The 25,830-nt window shown below is 72.5% G+C and carries 27 protein-coding genes and 1 pseudogene; 18 read left to right on the top strand and 10 right to left on the bottom strand.

The window, feature by feature from the left end; all coding sequences use genetic code 11:
- Window positions 1–438 precede the first annotated feature (438 nt).
- The gene (locus tag C3486_RS12900) at window positions 439–1,026 is read right to left on the bottom strand and encodes a flavoprotein (RefSeq protein ID WP_103832800.1); all 588 of its coding nucleotides are present in this window, start codon (window positions 1,024–1,026) and stop codon (window positions 439–441) included.
- Window positions 1,027–1,217: 191 nt separating this feature from the next.
- Entirely contained in the window at window positions 1,218–2,495 is a 1,278-nt protein-coding gene (locus C3486_RS12895) for a helix-turn-helix domain-containing protein (RefSeq protein WP_103832782.1), read from the bottom strand.
- A 172-nt stretch (window positions 2,496–2,667) separates the two neighbouring features.
- Here C3486_RS12895 and C3486_RS12890 point away from each other — a divergent pair, with 172 nt between their 5' ends.
- Window positions 2,668–3,138, top strand: a complete 471-nt coding sequence (locus C3486_RS12890) for an ATP-binding protein (RefSeq protein WP_103832781.1) — start codon at window positions 2,668–2,670, stop codon at window positions 3,136–3,138.
- Window positions 3,139–3,644: 506 nt separating this feature from the next.
- Here C3486_RS12890 and C3486_RS12885 read toward each other — a convergent pair.
- Window positions 3,645–4,355: a TVP38/TMEM64 family protein gene (locus C3486_RS12885; RefSeq protein WP_103832780.1), complete on the bottom strand. Its 711-nt coding sequence runs from the start codon at window positions 4,353–4,355 to the stop codon at window positions 3,645–3,647.
- Between the two features lie 206 nt (window positions 4,356–4,561).
- On the opposite strand from C3486_RS12885, the gene C3486_RS37245 reads away from it, so the two are divergent.
- From C3486_RS37245 to C3486_RS12870, 4 genes are all read left to right on the top strand, one after another.
- Window positions 4,562–4,705, top strand: a complete 144-nt coding sequence (locus tag C3486_RS37245) for a hypothetical protein (protein ID WP_181138526.1) — start codon at window positions 4,562–4,564, stop codon at window positions 4,703–4,705.
- 143 nt (window positions 4,706–4,848) lie between these two features.
- On the top strand, window positions 4,849–6,096 hold the full coding sequence (tuf, locus tag C3486_RS12880) for an elongation factor Tu (protein WP_374936857.1): 1,248 nt from the start codon (window positions 4,849–4,851) through the stop codon (window positions 6,094–6,096).
- Between the two features lie 456 nt (window positions 6,097–6,552).
- The gene (locus C3486_RS12875) at window positions 6,553–7,455 is read left to right on the top strand and encodes a patatin-like phospholipase family protein (RefSeq protein WP_103832779.1); all 903 of its coding nucleotides are present in this window, start codon (window positions 6,553–6,555) and stop codon (window positions 7,453–7,455) included.
- 322 nt (window positions 7,456–7,777) lie between these two features.
- Window positions 7,778–8,668, top strand: a complete 891-nt coding sequence (locus C3486_RS12870) for a spermidine synthase (RefSeq protein WP_258052743.1) — start codon at window positions 7,778–7,780, stop codon at window positions 8,666–8,668.
- A 94-nt stretch (window positions 8,669–8,762) separates the two neighbouring features.
- Here the strand turns inward: C3486_RS12870 and C3486_RS12865 are convergent, their stop codons facing one another.
- Both C3486_RS12865 and C3486_RS12860 read right to left on the bottom strand, forming a co-directional pair.
- Window positions 8,763–10,106 (bottom strand): MFS transporter, encoded by a 1,344-nt coding sequence (locus C3486_RS12865; protein WP_103832797.1) that lies wholly within the window; start codon window positions 10,104–10,106, stop codon window positions 8,763–8,765.
- Window positions 10,107–10,192: 86 nt separating this feature from the next.
- The gene (locus tag C3486_RS12860) at window positions 10,193–11,218 is read right to left on the bottom strand and encodes a hypothetical protein (protein ID WP_103832778.1); all 1,026 of its coding nucleotides are present in this window, start codon (window positions 11,216–11,218) and stop codon (window positions 10,193–10,195) included.
- Window positions 11,219–11,335: 117 nt separating this feature from the next.
- Between C3486_RS12860 and C3486_RS12855 the strand changes: the two genes are divergently transcribed.
- From C3486_RS12855 to C3486_RS12845, 3 genes are all read left to right on the top strand, one after another.
- On the top strand, window positions 11,336–11,791 hold the full coding sequence (locus C3486_RS12855; protein ID WP_103832777.1) for a DUF4442 domain-containing protein: 456 nt from the start codon (window positions 11,336–11,338) through the stop codon (window positions 11,789–11,791).
- Between the two features lie 319 nt (window positions 11,792–12,110).
- Complete coding sequence (locus C3486_RS12850) at window positions 12,111–12,779, top strand: DedA family protein (RefSeq protein WP_103832776.1); 669 nt, start codon at window positions 12,111–12,113, stop codon at window positions 12,777–12,779.
- A 154-nt stretch (window positions 12,780–12,933) separates the two neighbouring features.
- Entirely contained in the window at window positions 12,934–13,473 is a 540-nt protein-coding gene (locus C3486_RS12845) for a gamma carbonic anhydrase family protein (RefSeq protein WP_103832775.1), read from the top strand.
- Between the two features lie 176 nt (window positions 13,474–13,649).
- Here C3486_RS12845 and C3486_RS12840 read toward each other — a convergent pair whose 3' ends face one another.
- Window positions 13,650–14,069, bottom strand: coding sequence for a PPOX class F420-dependent oxidoreductase (locus tag C3486_RS12840; protein WP_103832774.1), 420 nt, complete (start codon window positions 14,067–14,069; stop codon window positions 13,650–13,652).
- 356 nt (window positions 14,070–14,425) lie between these two features.
- Between C3486_RS12840 and C3486_RS12835 the strand changes: the two genes are divergently transcribed.
- Complete coding sequence (locus C3486_RS12835) at window positions 14,426–15,220, top strand: DapH/DapD/GlmU-related protein (protein ID WP_103832773.1); 795 nt, start codon at window positions 14,426–14,428, stop codon at window positions 15,218–15,220.
- On the opposite strand, the gene C3486_RS12830 is transcribed toward C3486_RS12835, so the two are convergent.
- Window positions 15,176–16,045, bottom strand: coding sequence for an EamA family transporter (locus C3486_RS12830; protein ID WP_103832772.1), 870 nt, complete (start codon window positions 16,043–16,045; stop codon window positions 15,176–15,178). The genes C3486_RS12835 and C3486_RS12830 overlap by 45 nt on opposite strands.
- A gap of 122 nt (window positions 16,046–16,167) precedes the next feature.
- Between C3486_RS12830 and C3486_RS12825 the strand changes: the two genes are divergently transcribed.
- Together C3486_RS12825 and C3486_RS12820 are read left to right on the top strand one after the other, a co-directional pair.
- The gene (locus C3486_RS12825) at window positions 16,168–16,740 is read left to right on the top strand and encodes a helix-turn-helix domain-containing protein (RefSeq protein ID WP_103832771.1); all 573 of its coding nucleotides are present in this window, start codon (window positions 16,168–16,170) and stop codon (window positions 16,738–16,740) included.
- Between the two features lie 182 nt (window positions 16,741–16,922).
- Window positions 16,923–17,474, top strand: a complete 552-nt coding sequence (locus tag C3486_RS12820; protein ID WP_103832770.1) for a YbaK/EbsC family protein — start codon at window positions 16,923–16,925, stop codon at window positions 17,472–17,474.
- 67 nt (window positions 17,475–17,541) lie between these two features.
- Here C3486_RS12820 and C3486_RS12815 read toward each other — a convergent pair whose 3' ends face one another.
- Together C3486_RS12815 and C3486_RS12810 are read right to left on the bottom strand one after the other, a co-directional pair.
- The gene (locus C3486_RS12815) at window positions 17,542–18,789 is read right to left on the bottom strand and encodes a 4-hydroxybenzoate 3-monooxygenase (protein WP_103832769.1); all 1,248 of its coding nucleotides are present in this window, start codon (window positions 18,787–18,789) and stop codon (window positions 17,542–17,544) included.
- A gap of 111 nt (window positions 18,790–18,900) precedes the next feature.
- Entirely contained in the window at window positions 18,901–19,536 is a 636-nt protein-coding gene (locus tag C3486_RS12810) for a GNAT family N-acetyltransferase (protein WP_103832768.1), read from the bottom strand.
- 173 nt (window positions 19,537–19,709) lie between these two features.
- Between C3486_RS12810 and C3486_RS12805 the strand changes: the two genes are divergently transcribed.
- Window positions 19,710–19,922, top strand: coding sequence for a hypothetical protein (locus C3486_RS12805; RefSeq protein ID WP_181138524.1), 213 nt, complete (start codon window positions 19,710–19,712; stop codon window positions 19,920–19,922).
- A gap of 25 nt (window positions 19,923–19,947) precedes the next feature.
- Entirely contained in the window at window positions 19,948–20,151 is a 204-nt protein-coding gene (locus C3486_RS12800) for a hypothetical protein (RefSeq protein WP_103832766.1), read from the top strand.
- 30 nt (window positions 20,152–20,181) lie between these two features.
- Here the strand turns inward: C3486_RS12800 and C3486_RS12795 are convergent, their stop codons facing one another.
- Window positions 20,182–20,589 carry a CoA-binding protein gene (locus tag C3486_RS12795; RefSeq protein WP_103832765.1) on the bottom strand — a complete coding sequence of 136 codons (408 nt, stop codon included), beginning with the start codon at window positions 20,587–20,589 and terminating at the stop codon, window positions 20,182–20,184.
- A gap of 86 nt (window positions 20,590–20,675) precedes the next feature.
- Between C3486_RS12795 and C3486_RS12790 the strand changes: the two genes are divergently transcribed.
- The 5 genes and pseudogenes from C3486_RS12790 to C3486_RS12770 form a co-directional block, all read left to right on the top strand.
- Entirely contained in the window at window positions 20,676–21,866 is a 1,191-nt protein-coding gene (locus C3486_RS12790; RefSeq protein WP_219822217.1) for a Gfo/Idh/MocA family protein, read from the top strand.
- A complete protein-coding gene (locus C3486_RS12785) occupies window positions 21,863–22,642 on the top strand; it encodes an SDR family oxidoreductase (RefSeq protein WP_103832796.1) in 780 nt (259 codons plus the stop codon). Before C3486_RS12790 ends, C3486_RS12785 begins: the two co-directional genes overlap by 4 nt.
- Before the next feature lie 176 nt (window positions 22,643–22,818).
- A complete protein-coding gene (locus C3486_RS12780) occupies window positions 22,819–23,544 on the top strand; it encodes a TetR/AcrR family transcriptional regulator (RefSeq protein WP_103832763.1) in 726 nt (241 codons plus the stop codon).
- Window positions 23,545–23,577: 33 nt separating this feature from the next.
- Window positions 23,578–24,873 carry a cytochrome P450 gene (locus C3486_RS12775; protein ID WP_103832762.1) on the top strand — a complete coding sequence of 432 codons (1,296 nt, stop codon included), beginning with the start codon at window positions 23,578–23,580 and terminating at the stop codon, window positions 24,871–24,873.
- Window positions 24,874–25,012: 139 nt separating this feature from the next.
- Window positions 25,013–25,713: pseudogene (locus C3486_RS12770) on the top strand (ferritin-like domain-containing protein); the annotation flags it as partial.
- Between the last annotated feature and the right edge of the window lie 117 nt (window positions 25,714–25,830).

Raw genomic sequence — 25,830 nt, 5'->3', positions numbered from 1 at the left:
CATGGCCGGTGCGGGACCGACGAGTGCGGAGGCGGCCCCCCCCGAGTACGGAGGCCCCTGAGCGCGGAGGCCCCCGAGCGCGGAGGGCTGCCGAGCACCGGGGCCCCGAGCACCGAGGACCGCCGTCCATGGGCCCCGAGCACGGAGCTTGGCCGAGTACGCAGGGCCGGCAGGTACGCGGGGCCGCCAGTCATGCACGGCCGTCAGTCATGCACGGCCGTCAGTCATGCGAGGCGCGAGTCAAGGCGCCCGTTACGCACGGCCTCCGGATATGCAGGGCCGCCGGGTATGCATGCCCGACGAGTACCGTGCCGGGCAGTGACTACCGTCCGTCGCCGTCCTGCCGGCCCCGCCGTCCTGCCGGCCCCCACCGTCCTACTGGCCCCCGCTGTCCTGCCGACCCCACCGTCCTGCCGGCCCCGGCCCGTTCCCGCGGACCTAGCGCCGTTCCAGCACCGGGGCCAGGAGGTCGAGGGCCTGTTCCCAGCGGAAGCGGCGGCGGCCGCCGCCCGTGCGGGGCGGGTGCGGGACGTAGTCGCCGAGCAGGACGCCCATGCGGCGCAGCCGGGCCAGGCTCTGGGCGTACGCGGGATGCGCGGCCTGGGCGGCGTTCAGGTAGGGGAGCGCCGCGGTGGGGGTACCGAAGCCGTGCGCCTCGCAGAGGATGCCCAGTGCGAGGGTGTCGGCGATGCCCTGCGCCCACTTGTTGATCGTGTTGAACGTCGCAGGGGCGACCGCGATCGCGTCGGCGGGCGGCAGCGGACGCGGCTCGCCCGGCACGCGCCAGGCGGACCGTACGGGATATCCGGTCAGCGCCTCGATGGCGGCGGTGTCCACGCACTCCCGGCCGCGTGGCGTCGCGATGACGCCGACGCGCCAGGTGCGTTGCTGCGCGTTCCTGATCAGCTTGCCCACGTCGTTGGCGATGCCAGCGGCGCAGAGGACGACGTACAGGAACGGCTTCCGGTCCGTCCCCGTTCCCGTCCTCGTCTCCCTGCTCACCGGCGTCCCCGTGCCCGTGCCCATTTCCGCGTCCGCTTCCGCGTCCTTGTCCGTGACCGCGGCCGAGAGGGGCGGGGCGGCGCAGCCCGTCGCCGGCCCACTCACGCCGCGTGCGGCCGTGCCGCTGCCGTTCCCCCTGCCGTTACCGCTGCCGCTGTCACTGCTGTCCTTGCCTCCTTCGTCACTGGAACCCCTTCCGCCGCTGTCCTGTCCGGTCACGCCGGTGCTCCCAGGCGGCGACTGAACTGGTGCAGCTCGGGGAGGGCGCGGTGGCGGTCGCGGGCGGCCATGTCGGCGACCATCTCGCGTACCGCGGGCCGGCGGATGTCCTGGGACGCGCAGCGCTCCGCGATCCGCAGCGCCTGGAACGCGTCGGCGAGCTTGCTCTGCTGGCTGTACGCGCGGGCCACGTCCACCCACAGGCCGGCGCGGCGCTCCGGTACGGGGATGGGCCGGCGCATGAGGGGGCGCGCGGCCTCCAGCGCCTGCCCCGCATCGCCGAGCGAGACGGACGCGCTGACGGTGTGCAGTTCCACGTTCGTGGGGCTGAAGTTGGCCCAGGCGTCCGGCTGGTCCTGGGAGACGAACCGGGCGACCTCGCGCGCCTCGCCGAGCAGTTCGCGGGTCGCCGCCCGGTCGCCGCTGCTGCTGGCCGCGGTGACGCCGCGCAGCAACATCAGCCCGACGGCGGCCAGATACTGCTTGGAGCGCTTGTCGTAGGAGCCGCAGAGCTGGTCGGCGGTGTGGCGGACGATCGCGACGGCCTGCGAGGCGTGCTTCTCGCGTACCAGGACGTGGGCGTGGACGCGGACGCTCGACGCGAGCACCACGGGGTCGCCCGAGCGCTCGGCCTCGGCCATCGCGCGGCCGACCGCGAGCCAGGCGTTCCCGTGGTCGCTCTGCTTGAGCAGCAGCCCGGCCGCCGTCTGGTACGCGGTGGCAAGCAGGCCGGAAAGCAGCGAAACCTCGGCCGATTTGTGGTCGGCGGCGTTCCGGAGGTCGGCGATGACGTCGGGGAGCGTGCCCTCCAGCTCCTTGTAGCTGCAGGTGCAGAACAGCCGGCGGACGTTGGCCACCCGGTCCTTCAGTTCCGCGAGTTTCAGCACCGGCCTGGTGGACTCCTTGCCCGGGCCGGGGAGTAGCGAACGGACCAGGTCGTCGTGGGCGACGGGGGCCGGTACGTCGGGCGCGGCGAGCGCAGCGATGCTCGCGGCGAGGAAGGTGCGGCGGTACATGTCTTCTGCCTCAGGGTCGGTGGTGCTTGCATCCGGGGAGGCAGCGAGGCCAAGACTGTCCAGCGGAATACCGAGTACCTGTGCGACTTCGCGCAGCAAGCGGGTGTCCTCGGTGCCCCGGCCGCCTTCCAGGCGGCTCACCTTCGACTGGTGATAGCCAAGGGCCTTGGCGACATCCGCTTGCGAGAGCTTCTTCAGCACTCGCGCCCGGCGGATCACCTCGCCCAGCCGCTTCGCTTCACTTTGTGCGTCGACCATGTGTGCCACGGCCCCTTTGCCGTCGCCGATCCTGACTGTTGAACCGAGCGTAATGAAACCATAATCGAGAGTGATGCAACTCCTGCATAATTCATGCAGCGGCGACGTCCGTTCTGGCCAGGAGGTCGCATCTTTGCTTGCCTGAGTTGCCCACTCAGTCAGGAGGCCACTCATGCAAGCGCACGGGCTCAGCTTCTCCGTGCCTGGTACGCCCGCCGCCGCAGCAGCAGCGCGGCGCCGGGTAATGAGCGACTTACGGAGCTGGAGCGTGCAGTTCGACGCCCAGTCACTCCATAACGTCGAACTGGTAACCAGCGAATTGATCACCAACGCGGTCCAGCACGCGGGGGGTGACGACGTCACCGTCAGCGCCCGGTTGCACGGCGAGGCCCTGCTGATCGAGGTGCGCGACGCCAGTACGGAGTTGCCGAGTGCGGGCCTCGCGGACCTGGACGACGAGGGCGGGCGCGGGCTGTTCCTCGTAGCGGCGCTCTCCATCGACCACGGTGCCGAGCGGACGCCGACGGGCAAGCGGTGCTGGGCGGAGATCGCGGTCAACCGGTCAGCGCCTACGGCCGCTTCGCCGGGCGGCGGCTCCTCGACGCAGCTGGCCGGTGCCCGGGTCCCGCTGCGCTGCGTCTGAGGAAGCGGTGGAGGGCGCACCGAGACGGCGGTGGAGGGGCCGGCCGGCGGGACGCGGGCCGTAAAGGGGAATGGCTCGTACCGCGTCGGCAATTGACCGGAACTGAATGGGGATTCATGAGATCCGTTCGGTAACGGTCATGGATGACGGGATTGCTGACTCATTGCGGCGGCGGCCTTCACGGATTGCCGAACGTGAGGCGTTGCCGCCGACCGGAATGGGTGGTGACAGTCGGCGTGCGGTATTCGGCGTGATATTCGAAGGTGCATGGTCATCTGCATCGACAATTGCACTCACCCGTGCTTATGAAGGTGCGGACGTCGATGCGAATGCAAGTGCAGATTCCCGTGCGTGCGGTCCCGGTCGCGGTGGCACGGGGACGGGTGCGACCCAGAGACCGACCGATGCGACCCGGAGGCCGGCCGATGCGACCCGGAGGCCGGCCGGTGCAGAGGACAGGCCGACCGGTGCAGAGCGCGGACCGGCCGATGGAGAGGGCAGGGGCGTCAGGCGTCCGAACTGCCGCGCAGCGCGCCCCGCTTGCACCACGCCACGACGACGGCCGCCAGCCCCGTGACGGCGATGAAGCCCATCGAGATCAGGAACGCGGGCGAGGTGGGGGTGGACGCCTGGGCGCCGGCCACGACGTACGCGGCGGTGTTCGGGATGCTGCCCAGCGCGGTCGCGAGCAGGAACGCGGGCCACCGCATACGGGACACGGCGGCGCAGTAGTTCGTGGCCGCGAAGGGCAGGCCGGGGAACAGCCGGATGGCCAGCATGGAGCGGAAGCCGTACCGGCTCAGCTGGCGGTCGGCCGCGGTCAGCCAGCGGGCACGCAGCAGCGGCCGGAGCGCGTCCTGCCCCAGCAGCCGGCCGAGCCCGAAGGCGAGCCCCGAGCCGAGCACCGTGCCCAGCAGCGCCGCCGGCGTGCCGATCTGGGCGCCGAAGAGGGCGCCCGCCGCGGCGTTGAGCACGGGGCGGGGCACGAACGCCGTGGTGCACAGGCCGTAGGCGACCGTGAAGAGCACCACGGCCGTGCCGCCGGACAGTTCTGGCGGCCACCCGTGCGCGAGCATCCGCTGCGGCTGCCATACGAGCATGGCGGTCGCGGCGCACGCGAGCAGGACGACGAGCAGGCCCAGGCGGGACCACGGCGACAGGAGAAGCCGCGTACAGCGCACGGCGAAGGCGTCGGGCGGGGTAGCGGGATCGAGCATCAGGGGAGCGTAACCGAAGCGGGTGTCAGAACGGTGTAATAAGTGTGTACGCGGAACCGTACGTGAGGGAAGTGCGGCGGAACCGGTGCCGTAGCCCGGCCTGCCCTGCCCAAGCCTCCCAGCCCGCACCGGCCCATGACGGCCCCTCGGTCCGCCGCGCCGTAAATCGGTCGACGTGCGCCCGTCAGCGCGCGATCCTTTGTGCCATGACCCGGTTCGCCTTCCTCGCGCTCAGGTCCGCCGTCGCGGACCCGCCGAAGGCTGCCGTCCTCTCCGTCGTTTCCTCCCTCGCTGCCGCCGAGCCCGCTGCGGCCACTGCCTGCGCCGCACTGGACGGCGTCCGAAGCTGACCCTTCCCGGATCGTCCGGCGGGCCCCGCAGGGGGAGGGTCGGCCAGGCCAAGGGGGTCCGTACGGCGGCCGAGCCGCCGTCTCACCGCAGCACCGCGCCACGCAGCGCCGTCATGCCTGCCCGGGCGCGAGGAGACCACACCATGTCCCGTACCCCTGCCCACACCCACGCGCACGGCCGGGTGCCCGGCGGCAAGCCGGCCTACCTGCGGACGAAGCCGCACCTCAACATCGGCACGATCGGCCATGTCGACCACGGCAAGACCACCCTGACCGCCGCCCTCACCAAGGTCCTCAGCGAGCGCGGCGGCGGTACGTACGTGCCGTTCGACCGCATCGACCGGGCCCCGGAGGAGAGCGCCCGCGGCATCACCATCAACATCGCGCACGTCGAGTACGAGACGAGCACCCGGCACTACGCGCACGTGGACATGCCCGGCCACGCCGACTTCATCAAGAACATGGTCACCGGCGCAGCCCAGCTCGACGGCGCGATCCTCGTCGTCTCCGCGCTCGACGGGGTCATGCCGCAGACCGGCGAGCACGTCCTGCTGGCCCGTCAGGTCGGGGTACGCCACCTCGTCGTCGCCCTCAACAAGGCGGACGCCGGGGACCCCGAGCTCACCGACCTGGTGGAGCTGGAGGTCCGCGAGCTGCTGTCCGCGCACGGGTACGACGGCGAGCACGTACCGGTCGTCCGGGTCTCCGGGCTGCGCGCCCTGGAGGGCGACCCGCGCTGGACCGCGGCCATCGAGGCGCTGCTGGACGCGGTGGACACGTATGTGCCGGTTCCCGAGCGCTACGTGGACGCGCCGTTCCTCCTCCCGGTGGAGAACGTCCTGACGATCACCGGGCGGGGCACGGTCGTCACCGGCGCCGTCGAGCGGGGCAGCGTACGCACCGGCGACCGGGTGGAGATCGTGAGCCCGGCGGGCGCGGGCACGGTCACCGTGGTCACCGGCCTGGAGACGTTCGGCAAGCCGATGGAGCACGCGGAGGCGGGCGACAACGTGGCGCTGCTGCTCCGCGGCGTGGCCCGCGACGCGGTCCGCCGCGGCCAGGTGGTCGCCGCGCCGGGCAGCGTCACCCCGTACCGCGCGTTCACCGCCGACGTGTACGTGCTGTCCGCGGAGGAGGGCGGCCGCCGGACGCCGCTGTCGACGGGGTACCGGCCGCAGTTCTACCTCCGCACGGACGACGTGGTCGGCGAGCTGGACCTCGGGGAGCGCGGTACCGCCCGCCCCGGGGAGACGGTCGGCGTCACCGTACGGCTGGGCCGCGGCGTTCCCGTGGAGCCGGGCCTCGGCTTCGCCATCCGCGAGGGCGGCCGCACGGTGGGCGCCGGAACGGTCCGCGGCGTGGTGACGACCGAGCCGGACCCGGTGGGCTAGGGCTCGGACAGGGGCGCGGGACGGTTCGGGGGCGCCGGAACGGTTCGGGGGTGCCGGGAGCCGTCCCGGCGCCCCCTCGTGCACTGCCGCGAGGGCGGTCTCCGGACGCCTCCGCGTCCCCCTCGATGCCTGCCCCTCGACGCGTTCCGCTCGTGCGTGCACACGTGCAGCTGCACACCCCTGTTCACGTGCAGTTTCTTGTGCGCGAGCGTGGATTTCCCGGAGTGCGGGCCGGGTCCGTTTGGGGCCTGTCGGTGGCGCGTTCCCGATGGAAGACTGCACGACCGGCGGACCCTTGGAGTACTCCGAGTACTTGGAGTACATGGAGTACTCGCTCGGAGTGCTCGTAGCGCTCGGAGTACTCGGAGTGCTCGGCGTGTGCGGAGTACTTGGCATACGGGTCACGCCGGGGCATCGAGCAATGTCGGACCATCGACGAACGGGAGAGCGGCACGCATGGCGGGTACGGCGTTGGTGCTGGGCGGTGGCGGGCTGACGGGCATCGGCTGGGAGATCGGAATGCTCGCCGGACTGGCCGATGCGGGGGTGAACCTCTGCACGGCCGACGTCGTCATCGGCACGTCAGCGGGGTCCCTGGTCGGCGCGCATCTCACCTCCGGGCAGCTGACGTTGGAGGAACTGTACGAGCGGCAGCTGGCCGGCCCCTCGGGCGGCCCGTCGGTCGGTGCATCCGCAGGCGCCGTCGGCATCGCACAGGGCGGGGGCGCGCCGGCCCGGATGGGCGCCTTGTCGATGGCACGGTTCGCGGCCATCGCGCTGCGGTCGCGGGACGCGGTGACCTTCGGCGCGCGGATGGGCCGGCTGGCGCTGGCCGCCCGTACGGGGCCGGAGAACACCCAGCGCGCGGTCATCGCCGGGCGGTTGCTCTCGCAGGAGTGGCCGGCCAGGCGGCTGATGATCACGGCGGTGGACGCGTACTCGGGGGAGCGCAGCGTCTTCGACGGCGGCAGCGGCGTGAAGCTCGCCGACGCGGTCGCCGCGAGCTGCGCGGTGCCCGGCGTCTGGCCGCCGGTGACGATCGGGGACCGGCGGTGGATCGACGGCGGCGTCCACTCGTGCGCGAACGTCGACCTGGCCGCGGGGTACGGACGCGTCGTCGTGATCGCCCCGATGGCGTCGGGCGGCGGGCCCGTCGCCACGCCCCGCTCGCAGGCGGAACGGCTCGCGGCGGAGGGCGCCGAGGTCCTGGTCATCACCCCGGACCGGGCCGCGCGGGCCGCCTTCGGGCGCAACGTCCTGGACCCGTCCAAGCGCGCCGCCGCGGCCCGCGCCGGCCGCATCCAGGCCGCCGCCCATGCGGCGGACGCGGCCCGGGTGTGGAGCGGGACAGGGGAATGAGGGGGGCAGGGGGATGAGGTGGGCCCGGCGAGCCGGGCAGCGAGCCCAGGGCGGCGAGCTGGGCGGCGCGCCGGATGACGCCGGGGGCAAGCCGGGTGACGCGTCGGACGGCAAACCGGGTGACGGTCCATGGCTCACCAGCCGCAGACGAAGGTGCAATCGCCGACGCAGGCGGAAGGCCGGTTGCGCAGGCGGAAGGCCGGTTGCGCAGGCGGAAGGCCGGTGGCGCGGTCGGCAGATGCCGGGCTCCTCGCGGCCGAACTCCCGGTATGGCGGGCGGCGGACGGCAGGAGGGCCGCCCCGCGCACCGCACAATAGGACGGTGGCAGACCTGAACGACGCTCCGCCGGCCGCCGGCGATCCGATACCCGCCTTCCCCGTGCCCGTCACGCGGGAAGTGGACTGCGGCACGGCCAAGTTGCTGCCGGACGTGGACCGGCCGCGTGCCGTGCTGCTGACCGTGGACGGTGCTCCGCAGTCGTATGTGGACCTGGACGAGCCCACGTACCTGGAGTTCGAGTACGCCCGCCGGATCGCGCACGTCCTGGACGCGCTGGCGGCGCCCGGCGACCCGCTGGACGCGCTGCACCTCGGTGGCGGCGCGCTGGCACTGCCGCGCTACCTCGCCGCGACCCGGCCCGCCTCCCGGCAACAGGTGATCGAGGCCGACCGCGGCCTGCTCGACCTCGTACGCGAACACCTCCCGCTGCCACCGGACAGCGGCATCGAGGTGCACGCCGCCGACGCCCGTACGGCGCTGGAAGCGGCACCCGAGGCGTCCGTCGACGTCGTCGTGGCGGACGTCTTCGGCGGGTCACGGGTGCCGGCACACCTGACCTCGGCGGAGTACGCAGGTGCCGCGGCGCGTGCGCTGCGCCCCGGAGGCTGCTACGTGGCGAACCTGGCCGACAGCGCGCCCTTCACCTTCCTCCGCGGCCAGCTCGCCAACTACGCGGCCGTGTTCGACCGGCTCTGCCTGATCGCGGAGCCGTCGATGCTGCGCGGCCGGCGGTTCGGCAACGCCGTCCTGGTGGCGTCCCAGGAGGAGCTGCCGCTGGCCGAGATCGCCCGGCGGGTGGCGGCCGACGCCTTCCCCGCCCGGGTCGAACACGGCCCGCGGCTGCGCCAGCTGATCGGCGACGCGCAGCTGGTGCGGGACGTGGACGCGGTCCCCTCGCCCGAACCGCCGACGGGCGCGTTCAGCGTGGGCTGAGGTGCGGGGGAGGCGGCCGCTGACCAGAGTGGGCTGAGGCGCAGGACGAGGGGGCGGACGCCTCCCGTCGGCCGTGGCTTCCCGGCGCGCAGCCTCAGCGCGGAGTGATGTCGTCCGTCGCGGCGGAGCCCGGGAGGCCGGTCACCGGGACCTGGCCGGGCGCCTCGGCCGAAGCATGATCGGTACCGGCACCGGTACCGGCGGCCGCGGAGTCCGTCGGCGCCGCCTCCGTACGCCGCGTCAGCCGCCGTACGTCCCGTACGCACAGCACGGCCGCCGTCAGCAGCGCGATCAGTGCCGAGCACGCCCACAGTGCGGTCGTGCGGCCGATGAGGTCCTGCACCGGCCCCGCCAGGGCCGTGGCCAGCGGGACCATGGCGAGCGAGCCGAGCCAGTCGTACGACGAGACCCGGGAGAACTTCTCCTCCGGGATCTCCTGATGCAGCGCCATCATCCACGTCACCGCGAACACCTCGACCGAGATGCCCGCGACGAACATCACGCCCGTCAGCGCCCCGGCCGGCACCGGAACGGCCAGCGCGGCGGACGGCAGGGCCAGCGGAAAGACGCACAGCGCGCCCACGCGCAGCAGGTACCGCGGCTTGTACCGGGTCATCAGCAGCGCGCCGACGACCGTCCCCGCGCCGAACGCCGCCAGCGCCAGACCCCACGGACCCGGCCCGCCCAGGTGCTCACGCGCGACCAGCGGTCCGTACACCGCCTCGGCGGCCGCCACGACCGCGTTGACGATGGCGAACTGCAGGACGATCGACCACAGCCACGGCCGCGAGATCACCTCCCGCCAGCCGTCCCGGAGGTCGGCGATCAGGCCGTGCCCCGGTTCCCGCGGCGGCACGTCCCGTACGTCGAGGAACGCGCGCAACAGCCCGGCCAGCGCGAACGCGACGGCGTCCACCGCCAGCACCCAGCCGGGACCGACCGCGGCGATCAGCGCGCCGCCCAGCGCGGCACCGCCGATGTTCGCGCCGTTCATGCCCATACGGAAGACGGCGAAGGCGCGCCCCGAATGCGCGCCGGAAACGCTGGCCAGCACCATGCCCTCGGCCGCCGGCGCGAAGAACGCCTGGCCCGTGCCGCCGAGCGCCGACAGCAGCGCCATCTGCCAGAGCCGGGGCTCCCCGCCGAGCACCAGCAGCGCGAAGACGCCCTGGGACACACAGTTCAGTACGTTGGCGGCGACCATCACGCGGTGCCGCGGCAGCCGGTCGGCGATCGCCCCTCCGATGAGGAGGAAGATCACCAGAGGGACCGTACGGGCCGCTGCGACCAGCCCGACGTCGGTCGCCGAGCCGCCGGCTCCGAGCACGGCGAACGCCGCCGCGATCAGGGCCCCGGAACTTCCGAGACCGGTGACCACGGCGGCGGCCGTCAGCAGCGTGTAATTGCGCCCCGCCCACGCGGGGCGCTCCATCTTCATCACAACAGCATCGCGTTCTTGCCCGGAGGCGTCACTTCATTTCCCGAGGCGTCACTTCATGCGTCGGGCGGACGGCCCGGCGCCCGTCAGTCGAGCGGCCGGAGGGAGCTCATGATCTTCTTGATCGTGGCCTCGTCGAGCTCACCCTTGACGTCCTTCGCCGCGTAGAGGACCCACGTCGCGTACTCGCCGGTGGTGTCGGTGTACGTGACCGCGTACGCCTTGCCGTCCGAGTCGCACTTGTCGTCCTTCTTCACGCCGGTCACGGTCGCCGTGGACAGCTTGCCGGTGATGCCGTGATCGCTCTTGAAGGGCTTGGCCTTGGTGCCCTTGAACGTGCCGGTCTTCTTCTGGTCGTAACCGGCCCAGACCCAGTTCAGCGCCTCGTTCTGGGCGGCCTCGGCCTGGCTCTTGGCGCCCTGGGCGCCCTTCACGCCGGTGCCGGCCAGCGACGTGGTCGACTCACCGCCGCCCTTCTGCTTGATCGTGCACCATTCTTCCTTGTAGTAGGCCGGTGCCGTCATCGAGATGAGGGTCTTGGGGAAGCCGGACTTGTCCTTCTCGTCCTGGAACCCGGTGTAGGTGTCGGCCGAGGTGGTCTTCCAGTCCTTGGTCGGGACGTCGAACGCCACGTGCCGCTTGGAGTTGACCACCGTCTGCCAGCCCTTGATGACCGGCTGGTCGGGCGCGTCCGGGTCGCCGCCGGGCCCGCCGCCCGTGCTCCCGCTGCTCGCCGGCTCGGACGGCTCGGCGGTGGCCGGCTGGGACCGGGTGGGCTTCGGGTCGCCCTTGGCCACGGCCTTCTTGTCGTCCTTGAGGACGAAGACGCCGGTGACCACGGCGGCCGCCACGACCGCGACCGCCGCGACGATGGCGATCGTCACGGTGGTCTTCTTCTCGTTGTTGCCGCCGCCCTTGGGCGGCTGCGGCCCGCCCGGCCCCTGCCACTGCGGCTGCGTCGGGTACCCCTGGTAGGGGTTGGGCTGCTGGTAACCCGGCTGCTGATAACCCTGCTGCTGGTACGGATTCGGTTGCTGGTACCCCGGCTGCTGATAAGGGTTCTGGTCCTGCGGGTTCTGCTCGCCCCCGGGCGGCTGCTGTCCTGGCCACATGGGCGCTAACGATAAAGGGCCGAGGTGGGAGGTGTCACAGCTGCCCCGGAGAGCGTGACACAACCCTGACGTTCACAGTCCTTCACAGCGGAAGCTACTCGTAGGTAACATGACGCCATGTCCTCCGAGACCATGCCGACGATCGGCGAGATGATGGCGGCCTCCGTGCCGATGGCCCGCACCCTGAACCTGGAGTTCGCCGAGACCACCGCCGAGCGCGCCGTGGTCCGGCTGCCCGACCAGGCCGAGTACCACAACCACGTCGGCGGCCCGCACGCCGGCGCGATGTTCACGCTCGCCGAGTCCGCGAGCGGCGCGATCGTGATGGCGGCGTTCGGCAGCCAGCTCTCCCGCGCCGTGCCGCTCGCCGTGCGCGCGGAGATCGGTTACAAGAAGCTGGCGATGGGGCCGGTCACCGCCACCGCCGAGCTGGGCCGGCCGGTCGACGAGGTGATCGCCGAGCTGGACGAGGGCAAGCGCCCCGAGTTCCCGGTGAACGTCGCGATCACCCGCGAGGACGGCGCGGTCACCGGCGAGATGACGATCATCTGGACCCTCCGCCCCAACAGCTGAGAAACGGCTGACGCGACGCGCACGGCCGGCTCGACCGAGACCCCGCCCGGCTCAGCTCGGCTGAGCCCGGCGCTCGGCCGAGCCGGCCGTTGTCGTTGTCCTGGCCGTGCCGGTCAGGTAATTCACGGCGAGCGCGGGCAACTAATGGGCCCCACGTTGCGTCCCACCATCTGAATGAACAGCGGCTGACCATTGCCGATCGCTCCGCGCGACGGCTGCGGCCGTGACCAGCAAATCGAGTACGCTTTTTCGACGTGCGGTTTCGCGCGTCAGGGGGCGGCCCGCGCGGCGGGCCCGTTACGAGGTGGAGGAAGGCGCGTTGCACGTCCAGGAGTGGCTCGAGTCCGTACCAGCGGTGAGCGTCTATCTCCTGGTGGGGGTGGTCATCGGGGTGGAGAGCCTGGGCATCCCGCTGCCGGGCGAGATCGTGCTCGTCAGCGCCTCGTTGCTGGCCGCGACCCAGGACCACATCAACCCGTTCGTGCTGGGCGCGTGCGCGACGGTCGGCGCGATCGTCGGCGACTCCATCGGGTATCTCATCGGCCGCAAGGGCGGGCAGCCGCTGCTGGACTGGGCCGGGCGGAAGTTCCCGCGCCACTTCGGGCCCGAGCACGTCGCGATGGCCGAGGAGAAGTTCGACAAGTGGGGTATGTGGGCGGTCTTCTTCGGCCGCTTCATCGCGCTGCTGCGGATCTTCGCCGGGCCGCTGTCGGGTGTGCTGCGCATGCCGTACTGGAAGTTCCTGATCGCCAACGTGCTGGGCGGCATCGTCTGGGCGGGCGGCACCACCGCGCTGATCTACAGCGTGGGCATCGTGGCCGAGCCCTGGCTGAAGCGCTTCTCCTGGCTGGGTCTGCTCGCCGCCGTCCTCTTCGGCCTCGGCTCGCTGGTCGTCATGAAGCGCCGGGCCGCGAAGGCCGCCGCCGCGCATGACGAGCAGCAGGCGGCGAAGGACGAGCAGAAAACGGCGACGGCGGCCGCCGAGTAGTGACATGACTCGGGGGCGGCGGGGCCATCGCCATGACGGCCCCGCCGCCCCCTCTTTGTGATCTTCGCCCCAGCGGGCCGGCTTCCCTCCGTGCGTCGCCTACGGTGCTGTCGTCGTCACGACCGTGGCGACCGGATCTTGCGAGGAGACGGTGATGGCGGGACAGGCATTGATTTCCGGGGTCGGCGGGCCGGAGCCGAAGATCGCTCCCGAGGCGTTCACCGCCCCCACCTCCGTCGTGCTGGGCGAGGTGACCATGGCTCCCGGTTCGAGCGTCTGGTACCAGACCGTGCTGCGGGCCGACGGCGGCCCGATCGTCCTCGGTGCGGACAGCAACATCCAGGACAACTGCACCGTGCACGTCGACCCCGGCTTCCCGGTGACGGTCGGCGAGCGGGTGTCGGTCGGGCACAACGCGGTACTGCACGGCTGCATCATCGAGGACGACGTCCTGGTCGGCATGGGCGCCACGGTCCTGAACGGTGCCCGGATCGGCGCCGGTTCCCTGGTCGCCGCGCAGGCGCTGGTCCCGCAGGGGATGCAGGTACCGCCCGGCTCGCTGGTCGCCGGCGTACCGGCCAAGGTCAAGCGTGAGCTGACCGACGAAGAGCGCGAGTCGATCAGGCTCAACGCCGAGGTGTACGTCGACCTCGCCACCCGCCACAAGGAAACCGTGCAGCGGGGCGACGCGTGAGGCGCGGCTGACCCGCAGCGGGTACGGATCCGCGCGCCGAGGGGGCGGCGGCCGCGTCCCGGGCGCAGTCGAGGACCGCGTTCGGCCCCCGCCGCTTCTCCGCTTCCCCGTACCCCCAGGTCCCTTCGGCTTCGGCGTACGCCGAGGAGACCTGAGGGGGGCACGGCATGCCGCGATCAGCCCGGCTGGCTGTTGTCCTTGAGCGTGCCCCAGCCGTGCCAGCGGTCGATCTCGATCCAGGCGCTGACCCGCTTGCGGTCCCGCTGCGGGTACTCCTTGCCCATGTAGTGCTGGGCCAGCCGGTCGATGTCGGCCAGGCCCTCGTCGTCACGCAGTTCGGTGACGCGCCCGATGATGCTGATGTGGGTGTACCAGCTGCTCTCGTCCAGCACGGTGAGGGTGACCCGCGGGTCCTTGCGCACATGGTTCAGCCGCTTGCGGCCCTCGTCCATGTTGACCAGCACCCGGCCGTCGTCCCAGAGGTACCAGGTGGCCGTGGACACCGGCTGGCCGTCGGACCGGAGAGTGGTGATGACGGCCGGATTCGGCTTCTTCAGCATCTCGACAGCGGCCTCGGGAAGCGGCGGGTTCGACATGGACTCTTCTCCTTCTCGTTGTGCTTGTCCCCACGTCGTACGGTCCGGTCACCGGAACCGGCCCCGCACGGAGCGCCGTACGGACGGGTAACCGGACCGGACCACGCGACGCACCTGCACCGTGCCACATCCCGGCCGCCGCATCCCGTACCGACCCCCGCGAGCTTCGCCCAATGGCCTGCCGACACCCTGGCGAGCCCTGCCGTACGGCCTGTCGGCCCTCTTCCCCCGGAAACCCTCTCTCCGGGCGCGCTCCCGGCCCGGGACGGCCGGCGTGACCGTCACCGGGGGCCGTGGGGTGAAGATCACAGGACGCGGCGGGGTGCGGTCGGCTTACTGGTGAGTACGGTAAGCGGGTGCGTGCGAAGAAGAACGTGTTCTCATCCGTCGGGGCCTGGCGGCGCCGGGCCGCGTCCTGGGCCGTGCACCGGGGCACGCGCTGGGTGCGGGAGGCCGGCGCGGTGACCGCCGAGCGTCCCGGTCCCTACCGCTTCCGCCGGATCGGAGACGGTACCCGGCTGGCGTTCCCGCAGGGCACGGTCTTCGGCGAGCAGTGGATCGAGCTCGGTGAACACTGCATCATCGGCGAGCAGGTCACGCTGACCGCCGGGATGATGCCGGGCCTCGACCTCGGCCCGGAGTCCGTACTGCGGCTGGGCAACGGAGTCGTGCTCGGCCGCGGCAGCCATGTCGTCGCCTCGCAGACCGTCACCATCGGCGACGAGGTCTACTGCGGCCCGTACGTCTACGTCACCAGCGACAACCATTCGTACGACGATCCGGCGCAGCCCGTGGGCAAGCAGTGGCCGCGGACCGCGCCCGTCGAGATCGGCACCGGTTCCTGGCTGGGTGCGGGCGCGGTGATCCTGCCGGGTGCGCGACTGGGGCGGAACGTCGTGGTCGCGGCGGGCGCGGTGGTCCGCGGCGAGGTGCCCGACCACGCCGTCGTGGCAGGGGCGCCCGCCAAGGTCGTCCGCACCTGGGACCCGGCGGCGGGCTGGCAGCCGCCGCTGCGTACGCCGCCGCCGGTGCCGATTCCCGAGGGCGTCACCCCCGAGCAGTTGCTCGCGCTCGCCGAGTGGGAGGCGGCGGCGCAGGTTCCGGCGTCAGCCGCTGGCGGCGAGCAGCGCCGAACCCGCGAGGGCCAGTGAGGCGCCTGCCGTCTGGACGGCGCGCAGCCGCTCCTTGAGCAGACCCATCGCGGCGACCGCGGTGACGACGGGGTAGAGCGAGGCGAGCACGGCGGCGACGGTGACGGGCCCGCTCTGCGTGGCGAGCGCGTACGTACCGTTGGCCGCGACATCGGCGATGCCGACGAACGCCAGCGCCGGGAGGGCGGCGCGGACGGCGGCCATGCCGCCTTCGGGCAGCGCGGGCGTGCCGCGCCGGGTGGCCGCGAAGAGGGCGGCGCCGCCGACCAGGACGTTGCACAGGCGCTGCACGAACAGGGCGAGGAACAGGCCGGTCACGGACGTGGACGCCGCCGAGATGAAGGCCATCACCGCGCCGAAGCCGAAGGCCGCGACGAGGGTGAGGAGGATCGCCTCGCGGGTGACGGAGCCGCCGCCGCGCTGCGGCCCGCCGGCCAGCACGACCCCGATGACGGCCACGATCATGCCCGCGACCTGCGTCGGTCCGGGGCGCTCGCCGAGGGCGAAGCCGACGCCGAGCGGTACGAGCACGGTGCCGAGCGAGGCGAGGGGCGAGACCACGCCCATCGGGCCGAGCGCGAGCGCGCGGTAGAAGCAGAGCATCGCCGCCGGGCCGACGACGCCGGCCGCGACGGCGAACCACAGCCGCGGCTCCGCCGTGTGCCAGGCGCCGGTGGCGACGACGATCACGCCGAGCACGGCCGCGGCGATCGTCTGGGAGACCACCACGACGGTCAGCGCCCGCATGCGTCGGGTGAGCAGTCCCCCGCCGAAGTCGGCGGCTCCCCACAGAAGACTGGTGGCCAGCGCGAATATCGCGGTCATGGTGTGCGCCTCGCAAGTACAGTGTGCTGAACGATGGAGTGCAGCAGAGAGTAGTACAGCAAGCTGTACTGTGGAATCGAATATATTGGTCGGCCTGGCTGCCGGACTGGACTGGATGGAACGTGACGGATCTCGATCAGCTCACGCAGTCGCTCGCGCGCAACGTCAAGCACTGGCGCAACGACAGGGGCTACACGCTCGACGCCCTGGCCGCCCGTGCGGGCGTGAGCCGCGGCATGATCATTCAGATCGAGCAGGCCCGGACGAACCCGAGCGTGGGGACGACCGTGAAGATCGCCGACGCGCTCGGGGTCAGCATCACCACGCTCCTCGAGTACGACCAGGGGCCGCAGGTTCGCATGGTCGCGCCCGGCGACGCCGTACGGATGTGGTCGACCGAGGCCGGCAGTTACACGTCGCTGCTCGTCGGCACGGAGGCGCCCGGCCCGTTCGAGCTGTGGGACTGGCGGCTGATGCCGGGGGAGCGCAGCGAGTCCGATCCCCATCCGTCGGGGACGCAGGAGCTGCTTCATGTGCGCACGGGCGAGCTGACGCTCGTGCTGGACGGCGTCGAGCATGCCGTACCGGCGGGCGGCTCGGCCACGTTCGAGGCCTCGGCCCCGCACGCGTACTGCAACAACGGTACGGAGACGGTGGAGATGACGATGGCGGTGGCCGTTCCGCCGGGACGCTGAACGCGTGGGCGCGTAAGTCCGTGAGCCCGTGCGTCCGTGCGTCCGTGCGTCCGTGCGTCCGTGCGTCTCTGAGTCCGAGCGTCGAGACAGCCGTCAAACAGGCCGACGACCCTGTTAGCTTGACGGGTATGCCGACATCAGAGCCTTCTCCCGCGCCCTCCTCGTCGTCCACGGCCACGCCCATGGACGCCTTCGAAGACGTGCGGCCGGCCGTCGAGTGCCTGGAGCTGCTGCCCGAGCCCGTCGCCGCCGCGCTCCGCGACTGGCAGGGGCCGGTGGACGTCCAGCAGCTGTTCCACGTGGACACCGACCCGGCCATCGCCGACACCGCGCTGCTCGTCGAGCACTACGGTTCCTGGCTGCTCGAACAGTCGGCGAACTGTGTGGTGGTGGCGGGCAAGCGCGGGGACACCGTCACGCTCGCCGGCTGCGTCGTACTCTCCACCACCCGCGTGGACGTGAACGGTGTGGTGCGGCGTGAGCTCGGTGCGCGCAAGGCGTCGTTCGCGCCCATGGACACCGCGGTCGGACGCAGTGGCATGGAGTACGGCGGCATCACCCCCATCGGGCTGCCCGCCGACTGGCCGCTGCTGGTGGACGCGGCCGTCGCCGATACGCCGTACGTGCTGATCGGAAGCGGTGCCCGGCGCGGCAAGCTCATCGTGCCGGGGAAGGCGCTCGCGTCGCTGCCGGGCGCGCGTGTCCTGGAGGGGCTGGGACGCGCGGCGGGCTGACGCGCGAATGCGGGGGCGGGGCCGACGCCCCCGGCCCGGCGCCCGCTCAGCGCCCCGGAGCACCCCCTCACAGCACCTCAACGTCCGTTCGTGAGCCCAGGTACGTTTCGCCGAAGGCCTCGGCTGCCGCGTCCGAGGTGAAGAGTCGCCGCAGTCGGGCGGCTGCCGTGCCCGCGCGGAACGGGTCGCCGGACGAGGCGCCGTGCATCACCTCGGACAGCCACTGGGAGAACTCCTGGTACTGCCAGACCTTCTCCAGGCAGGCGGCCGAGTAGCCGCCGAGCGCGCTCTCGTCCCCCTTCACGCAGGCCGCGACGAGCGCCCTGGCGAGCAGCAGCGCGTCGTGGATCGCCAGGTTCATGCCCTTGGCGGCGATCGGGGCGACCAGGTGGGCCGATTCGCCCGCCAGGTACAGCCGGCCGTAACCCATCGGCTCGACCACGTAGTTGTGCATGTCCAGGACCGTCTTCTCGATGATCCGGCCCTCGGTGACCGGCTGGGCACCGGTCGCCGCGAGACGCGTGCGCAGCTCGCTCCAGATCCGGTCGTGCGGCCAGTTCGCCGGGTCGTCGCCCGGCGGGCACTCCAGGTAGTAGCGGGTGACCTCGGGGGTGCGGGCCATATGGGCGCTGAAACCCCGTTCGTGCAGCCCGAAGACGACACCCTCGGCGGACGGCGGGGCCTCCGCGAGCAGCGCGAGCCAGCCGATGCCGTAGTCCAGCCGGGAGATGCGGAGTTCATCGACGGGTATCGCGGCGCGTGCCACGCTGCGCGCGCCGTCACAACCGGCTATGTAAGTGCACTCGATGCGGTGCCGTACGCCCGTCTCCGGGTCGGTGTACGAGACGGAGGGCCGGTCGGTGTCGATGCCGGCGGGGCGTACGTCCCGTACGCCGAAGCGGATGTCGCCGCCGGCCGCGTCCGCGTACGCGGCCACCAGGTCGGTCACCAACAGCGGCTGCGGATAGACGAAGTGGCTCTGCCCGGAGAACCGGCCCGGCTCCACCACGTGCCGCCGACCGTCCCAGCGGAACTCGAACGTCCGCTGCCGCTCGGCCCGTTCCAGCAGTCCGCCGGCCAGACCGTGCCGGTCCAGCGCGCGGACGGCCCACTCCTCGATGAACCCGGCACGCGGCCGCCGCTCGATGAACTCCCGGCTCTCCGCCTCCAGTACGACGCAGCCGACGCCGGCGGCGTGCAGGACGTTCGCGAGCGTCAGCCCGGCGGGGCCGGCGCCGATGACGACGACGGAGGTGCGGTGTGTCGCGTCGGCGCCAGGGGCGGGGGAGGAGGCGGGGGCGGCGGCGTCGGCCACGGCGGCGGTTCCCTTCGTGCGGGGACAGAACCGGGTGCAGTGTATGGCCGAAGTCCCAGGTCAGGAGGTGGGGGTGGGGGCCGTGTGCCGTTTGTCGCGGGCGAAGGACCGCTATGCGCCGGTGTGTTCCGCGGGGGCGGGACGGCCGGTGTGTTCCGTGGCGGTGGGGCGGCCGGTGGGTTCCGGTGCCGGGCGGCGGAACGTGCGGGCGTCGAGGGAGAGCGCGGTCGAGTGCTCGGTGAAGCCGAGGCTGCGGTACAGCGCCTCCGCCTCGTCCGTTGCGTGCAGGTCGACACGGGACACGCCCTGGGCGGCCAGCCAGTCCAGCAGTGCTTCGGTGGTCGCGCGGGCGTAGCCGCGTCCGCGGTACTCCGGGTCGGTGCACACGTTGAAGATGAAGGCGAACCGGCCCGTGGGGTGCTGCGGTGCGGGGAGCCGCTGCTCGACGGTGCCCACGGCGCAGGCGGCGAGCCGGCGGGCCGTTCCGCTCCCCGCAGTGCCGACGTCGGCCATTCCGTCGTCGGCCGTTCCGTCGTGCGTCGCGGTGTCGCCCGCCGCACTGTCGGCGTCGATGACGAAGGCGCCCAGTACGGGATCGGGGCCCGACAGCTGCCGGCGGGCCACCTTCGTGGCTTCCGCTTCCCAGGCTCCCGGCCGGTCCGTGCCGTCCATCGCCGCGAACATCAGCCGACGCAGCCGTACCAGTTCCTCGGCGTCCTCGGGGCCCGCCTGTCGTATCTCGACCATGGCCGGACGCTAGCGCACGGGCGACGCCGCCGGTGCGGAATTTCCGTGGCTGGGCCATGTACCGGGGAGCAGTGGCCCGACCACGTACCGGGGGAGTCGTGGCCCGTTAGCGGCTTTTTGGTCGTTTTGGGAGGCTGGGAGAGGACAACCGGTTCAGTGGAGGTGTGAACATCATGCCCGAACCAGGCAGCAAGAAGTTCGACAGGCGGCGGGCACAGCTCCGCCGGGAAGCCGAGGACCAGGGGATTCCCGACAAGCACGCGAACGAGGACGCCAAGGAGCGGCTGGAGGACGATCCGCACTGGCAGACCCACGGCCCACGGACCGAGCGCGGGCTGGGCCCGAAGGGGCAGCGCAACGAGCGCGACGACCAGCACGAATCGTGAAGCGTGAGCGACCGAGGAGGACTCCGTGAGCAGCAAGAACCCGCAGTCGAACGAACTCCGCCGGAGCGGCAAGAGCGCCGCCGTCCAGGACGCGGCCGAGGCCAAGGCGAACTCCGACCGCAAGGTCGGCCCCGGCGGCGCCGAGCACGCGCACGGCACCGACAAGGGGAAGAAGGGCGGCGGCCCGGGCGGCGGAGTGCCGGCCGACCAGCGCCCCGACCACCCGTAGCCACTGCGGCCACTTCGGTGGCCGCCCCGGTCAGCCCAGCCGGGGAATCTCGATCGCGGGGCAGCGGTCCATGACCATGTCCAGCCCGGCGGCGCGCGTCCGGTCGTACGCGGCCTCGTCGACGACGCCGAGCTGGAACCAGACGGCCTTGGCGCCGATGGCCACGGCCTCGTCGGCGACCTGCCCCGCCAGCGCGCTGTTCACGAAGACGTCGACCACGTCGACCTCGAAGGGAATGGCGTCGAGGGAGGGATAACCCTGCTCCCCGTGCACCGTCTCGGCCTTCGGGTGCACGGGGACGATCCGCTTGCCGAACCGCTGCAGCACGTCCGCGACGCCGTACGCGGCACGCTGCTGGTTCGAGGACAGTCCCACCACGGCCCAGGTGTCGCCGAGTTCCGTCAGGATCTTGCGGATGGTCGCGGGATCGCCGTACATCGATTCAGCCTCCTGTGATGTTCCTGCTCCCCACGGTATGCCCCCGGCCGGGCCCGGCGCGGTGCAGGCCCGCAGGGTGCGGGGAAATGTGGTTGCGGCGGTGCGGGACGGCCCGAAAGGGTGGCACGGTGAGAGTCGGTGTCGTGGGATTGCGACGGGGGCTCCAGCTCGCGGTCTGGTGCCGCCGGCTGGGGATCGAGGTGGCCGCGGTGTGCGACATCGTGGCCGAGCGGCGCGCGGCGGGGCGGGAGGCGTTCCCGCGGGCGTTCGTGGCCGCGCGCTGGGAGGAGTTGCTGGAGCAGCCCCTGGACGCGGTGGTCCTCGCCCATGACTTCGATGCCCACGCACCGCCCGCCGTGGCCTTCCTGGAGCGTGGGGTGCACGTGCTCTCCGAGACCGCGGCCTGCGTGGACGCGGCGGAGGGCCGCGAGCTGATCGCGGCCGCTGAACGCTCGCGGGCGACGTACTCCTTCGCCGAGAACTACGTGGCGCACCCGCACGTCCGCCTCCTGCGGCAGGCGGCCGACGCCGGTGAGCTGGGCCGGATCAGCCTGATCGAGGCGGATTACCTGCACGGCATGGCGCCGTCGGCGGTGCAGGAGCTGACCGGTGACCCCGCGCACTGGCGCGGCCGGATCGCGGCGACCGCCTACTGCACCCATACGCTCTCTCCCGTCCTCGCCCTCACCGGCGCGTGGCCCGTCGAGGTCACGGCGTTCCCGGTGGACCTGGCCGAGGCCCGTGGCGCCGTCGTCATGGCGGTGCGCCTGTCCAGCGGTGCGCTGGCCCTCACCCGGCACGGCTTCCTCCAGGGCGAGCCGGACAGCCACTGGAGCTGGGTGTCCGTACGGGGCACCCGCGCGCTGGCCGAATCGGTGCGCGCGCCGGGCGACCGGGCCTGGTCGGTACGGGTCAGGACCGAGGCATGGGCCGCGTCGGACGGCCGCCCGCACGAGGTGGAACGCACCCCGCCGGCCCTGGTCCTGGAAGGGGAGGGAGCGGCCGTCGCGCGGGGCGAGGAGGGCACCGCGCTGATCCTGCGGGCGTTCCGGGAGACGGTGGAGCTGGGCACGGAGCCACTGGTCGGCGTGCGGCAGGCCGTCGCGGCCTCGCTGGTCGGCACGGCGGGGGCCGAGTCCCTGCGGAACGGCTCCCGGCCGGTACCACTGCCCGACTTCTCGGGCGGCGAGGTGCCGGCCCGAGGGGACGTCGAGCGGAGCGGCGGCGCGTACGCCCCGTGTGCCGGACCGTCGCCCGGGGCACAGTGCCCACCATGAACACCGCAGATCGTGACAGTGGACAGCAGGCCCTGAGCGGGAGTGTCGCGCTGGTGACCGGCGCCTCCAGCGGGATCGGGGCAGCGACGGCGCTGGCCCTCGCGGAGCAGGGGTGCGCCCTCGCCCTGGTCGCCCGCCGGGCCGAACGGCTGGCGGAACTGGCCGCGCGGATCGGGAAGACGGGCGGCCACGAACCGCTCGTCCTCGGCGCCGACCTGAGCGAGGCCGACCGGGCCGAGCGCGTCGTGGCCGAGGCCGTCGGCCACTTCGGGCGGCTGGACGTGCTGGTCAACAACGCCGGGTACGGGGCGCGCAGCCGGTTCGAGGACAGCGATCCCGAGGACTGGGACCGCATGCTCGACCTGAACGTGAAGGCGCTGCTGCGGATGTCGCACGCCGCGCTGCCGCACCTGCTGCGCGCGGCGGCTGACGGCCCGCGCGGCGTCGCCGACCTGGTGAACGTCAGCTCGGTCGCCGGCCGCGTGCCGCGCAAGGACAACAGCGTCTACTCGGCGAGCAAGCACGCGGTGTGCAGCTTCAGCGAGGCACTGCGGCAGGAGGTGACCGGCCGCGGCGTACGGGTCGGGCTGGTCGAGCCGGGGGTGGTGGTGACGGAGATGACCGCCGGCAGTCAGGCGTCCTCGGCCCGCGGGCTGCCGCGGGAGGACTGGCTGGTGGCGGAGGACATCGCGCGGTGCGTCGGCTTCATGGTGACGCAGCCGGCCCACATGGCCGTCAACGAGATCACGGTACGGCCCACTGCCCAGGAGCACTGAGCACAGAGCACAGCCCACCGCCCAGGAGCACTGAGCGCTTCCCATCCGGTACTCCGGCGCGCCCCCGGCGGGCGGTGCGCCTGGCCGGAAACCGCCTTACGGCGCCCCCTCGGCAGTCCTACTTTGACTCCGTGACCAGATGTCGAAATTGGTCACGAAGTCAGAGAGGGGGACGTGTGGAGCGCGGTGAGCGGATTCTGGAAGCGGCGGGGGAGCTGCTGGTCGCCTGGGGGTACCGGCGCGTCACCATCGATGAGATCGCCCGCCGTGCGGGGGTCGGCAAGGGCACGGTCTACCTGCACTGGAAGACCAAGGACGCGCTCTTCCTGGCCGTCGTCCTGCGCTCCAAGCTCCGCAGCCATCACGCCCAGCTCGCCCGCATGCGCGCCGAGCCGCTGGACGTACTGCCCAGCCGCCTGATGAGCGGCGCCTACCAGGACTTCCTGAAGGACCCCGTGCTGCGCGCGCTGTACCACGACGACACCGACGTCCTCGGCCGGTTCACCGACATCGCCAAGAAGGAGCTGGCCGAGCTCTCCGCGTACAGCGACGAGGTGGTGCGCCGCTACCTCGAAGTGCTGCGCGCGCACGGACTGGTCCGCACGGACATGACCGTCGAGCAGCAGCAGTACGCGCTGCTGGCGACGGCCTCCGGGTTCTTCCTGTCCGAAGCCCTGCTCCACGACCGGGCCCCGCAGAGCGCGGCGGAACGGTCCCGCATTCTCGCCCGTACGGTCCGGGGCGCGCTGGAGACCTCAGCCGCCGGCCCCGGTCCGGACGACGGTCCGGCGACGGCCCGCACCCGCGAGGCCGCTGCCGCCGCCGCGGCGCAGGTCATCCCCCTCTACGAGCGTCTCGCGGAGCTCAGCGAGCGGGAGATGGGCCGGCAGCTGCGGCAGTGACGTTCCGCCCCCACGACCTGGAGGAAGCGCACGATGACCGAAGCACCCGCCACCCCGCCCGCGCCGTTCGCCGCACACGTCGGCAAGCACCCGGGCGAGCCGAACGTCGCCGACCCCGCGCTCCTCGCCGACCCCTTCGGCGGCTACGGCGCGCTGCGCGAGCAGGGCCCCCTCGTCCGCGGCCGCTTCATGGACGACTCGCCCGTCTGGTTCGTGACCCGCTTCGAGGAGGTGCGCGCGATCCTGCGGGACCAGCGGTTCGTGAACAACCCGGCGGCCGCTGCGGCCGGCGGGACGGGCCAGGACCCGCTGACCCGGCTGCTGGACATGCTGGGCATGCCCGAGCACCTGCACGTCTACATGCGCGGCTCCATCCTCAACAACGACGCGCCCGACCACACCCGGCTGCGCCGCCTGGTCTCCCGCGCCTTCACGGCACGCAGGATCAACGACCTGCGGCCGCGGGTCGAGCAGATAGCCGAAGAGCTGCTGTCCCGGCTCCCCGAGCACACCGAGGACGGCGTCGTCGACCTCCTGCCGCACTTCGCGTACCCGCTGCCGATCACCGTCATCTGCGAGCTGGTCGGCATCGCCGAGGAGGACCGGCCGCAGTGGCGGGCCTGGGGCGCCGACCTCGTCACGATGGAGCCGGAGCGGCTGGCCAGGACGTTCCCCGCCATGATCGAGCACATACACGAGCTGGTCGGGCAGCGGCGCGGTGCGCTCACCGACGACCTCCTCAGCGAGCTGATCCGCGCCCACGACGAGGACGGCGACCGGCTCAGCGACGTCGAGATGGTCACCATGATCCTCACCCTGGTCCTGGCCGGACACGAGACCACCGCACACCTCATCACCAACGGCACGGCAGCGCTGCTCACCCACCCCGGCCAGCTGGCCCTGCTGCGCAAGGACCCGGCGCTGCTGCCGTCCGCCGTCCACGAGCTGATGCGCTGGGCCGGCCCTGTGCACATGACCCAGCTGCGGTACGCGGCGGAGGACGTCGAGATCGCCGGGACCCGCATCCGCAAGGGCGAGGCCGTGCAGCTGCTGCTGGTCGCCGCCAACCGCGACCCCCGCCACTACACCGACCCCGAACGGCTCGACCTGACCCGCCACCCCGCGGGGCGCGCCGAGGACCACGTCGGCTTCGGCCACGGCATGCACTACTGCCTGGGCGCCTCGCTCGCCCGCCAGGAGGGCGAGGTCGCGTTCGGCCGGCTGTTCGCGCGGTATCCGGGGCTGTCCCTGGCCGTCGACCCGGACGACCTGCAGCGCGCGGCGATGCCTGGGAGCTGGCGGCTGACCGCGCTGCCGGTGCGCCTGTAGCCGGGCCGTACGGCCCACGGGCCTGAAGTCGGCACACTCCCGGACGGCTGGTGCATCGGGTACTACTGTGGCGCCTGATGCACCAGCGCCGGGGGACGGGCGGGCCGGTGCGGCGGATACGGGAACGGGGGACCGGCCGATGGGGACCAGCGAATTCGCCGAGTGGAGACGGCACTTCGAGGCGGAGGCGGAGTGGCGGCGGCGCACCGGGCGACCCGGGACTGGGGCCGGGGCGCCCGGGCGCCGGAGTCCGTATGGCGCAGCCTCCAGCGCTTCCAGGTGGGCGAGAACGGCGACGGCGCCAACCTGATCGGCAAGGCCGACGCGGCGCGCGACGCCGCATACGCCGCCGCGGTACGGCTGTTCGTCGCCGAGGAGCAGAACCACGCACGGCTGCTGGCCCGCCTGCTCGCCGCCGGAGGCAGGCCGACCCTCACGACGTGCTGGAGCGACCGGGTCTTCGTCCGGCTGCGGCGGCTGCTCGGACTCCGTACCGAACTGCTGGTCCTGATGGTCGCCGAACTGGTGGCCGTGCGGTACTACACGGCGGTGCGGGACGGCGCGAAGGACCCGCTGGTCGCCGAGGTCGCGGGCCGGATACTGGCCGACGAGCGGCGGCACATCCCGTTCCACTGCCGGCGGCTGCGCGCCTCGCTGCGGGAGCTGCCCGGGCGGCCGCTGAGGGCGCTGACGATGGCGGGCTGGCGCGCGCTGATGCTCGGCGCGACGGCGTTCGTGGCGCTGGACCACGGTGCCGCGCTGCGCCGCCTGGGCGTACGGCGGTCCCGTTTCGTCGCCGAGGCGATGGCGCTGACCGGCCCGGTCGTGGCCGACGTGCTCGACGGGACGCGGCCGCTGCCCGTCCCGCCCGCGGGCCGGGGCCCGGCAGGCACCGCGGGCGGCGGCGCGCCGGCTGCCGGCACCGGTCACCGGCGCCCGGTCGCGGGCGCCGCGGGG

The organism is Streptomyces sp. Ru73 (assembly GCF_002920575.1).
Taxonomy (GTDB): Bacteria; Actinomycetota; Actinomycetes; order Streptomycetales; family Streptomycetaceae; genus Streptomyces.
Note: the sequence above shows the minus strand (reverse complement) of the source record. Positions and strands in the feature narration are given on the sequence as shown.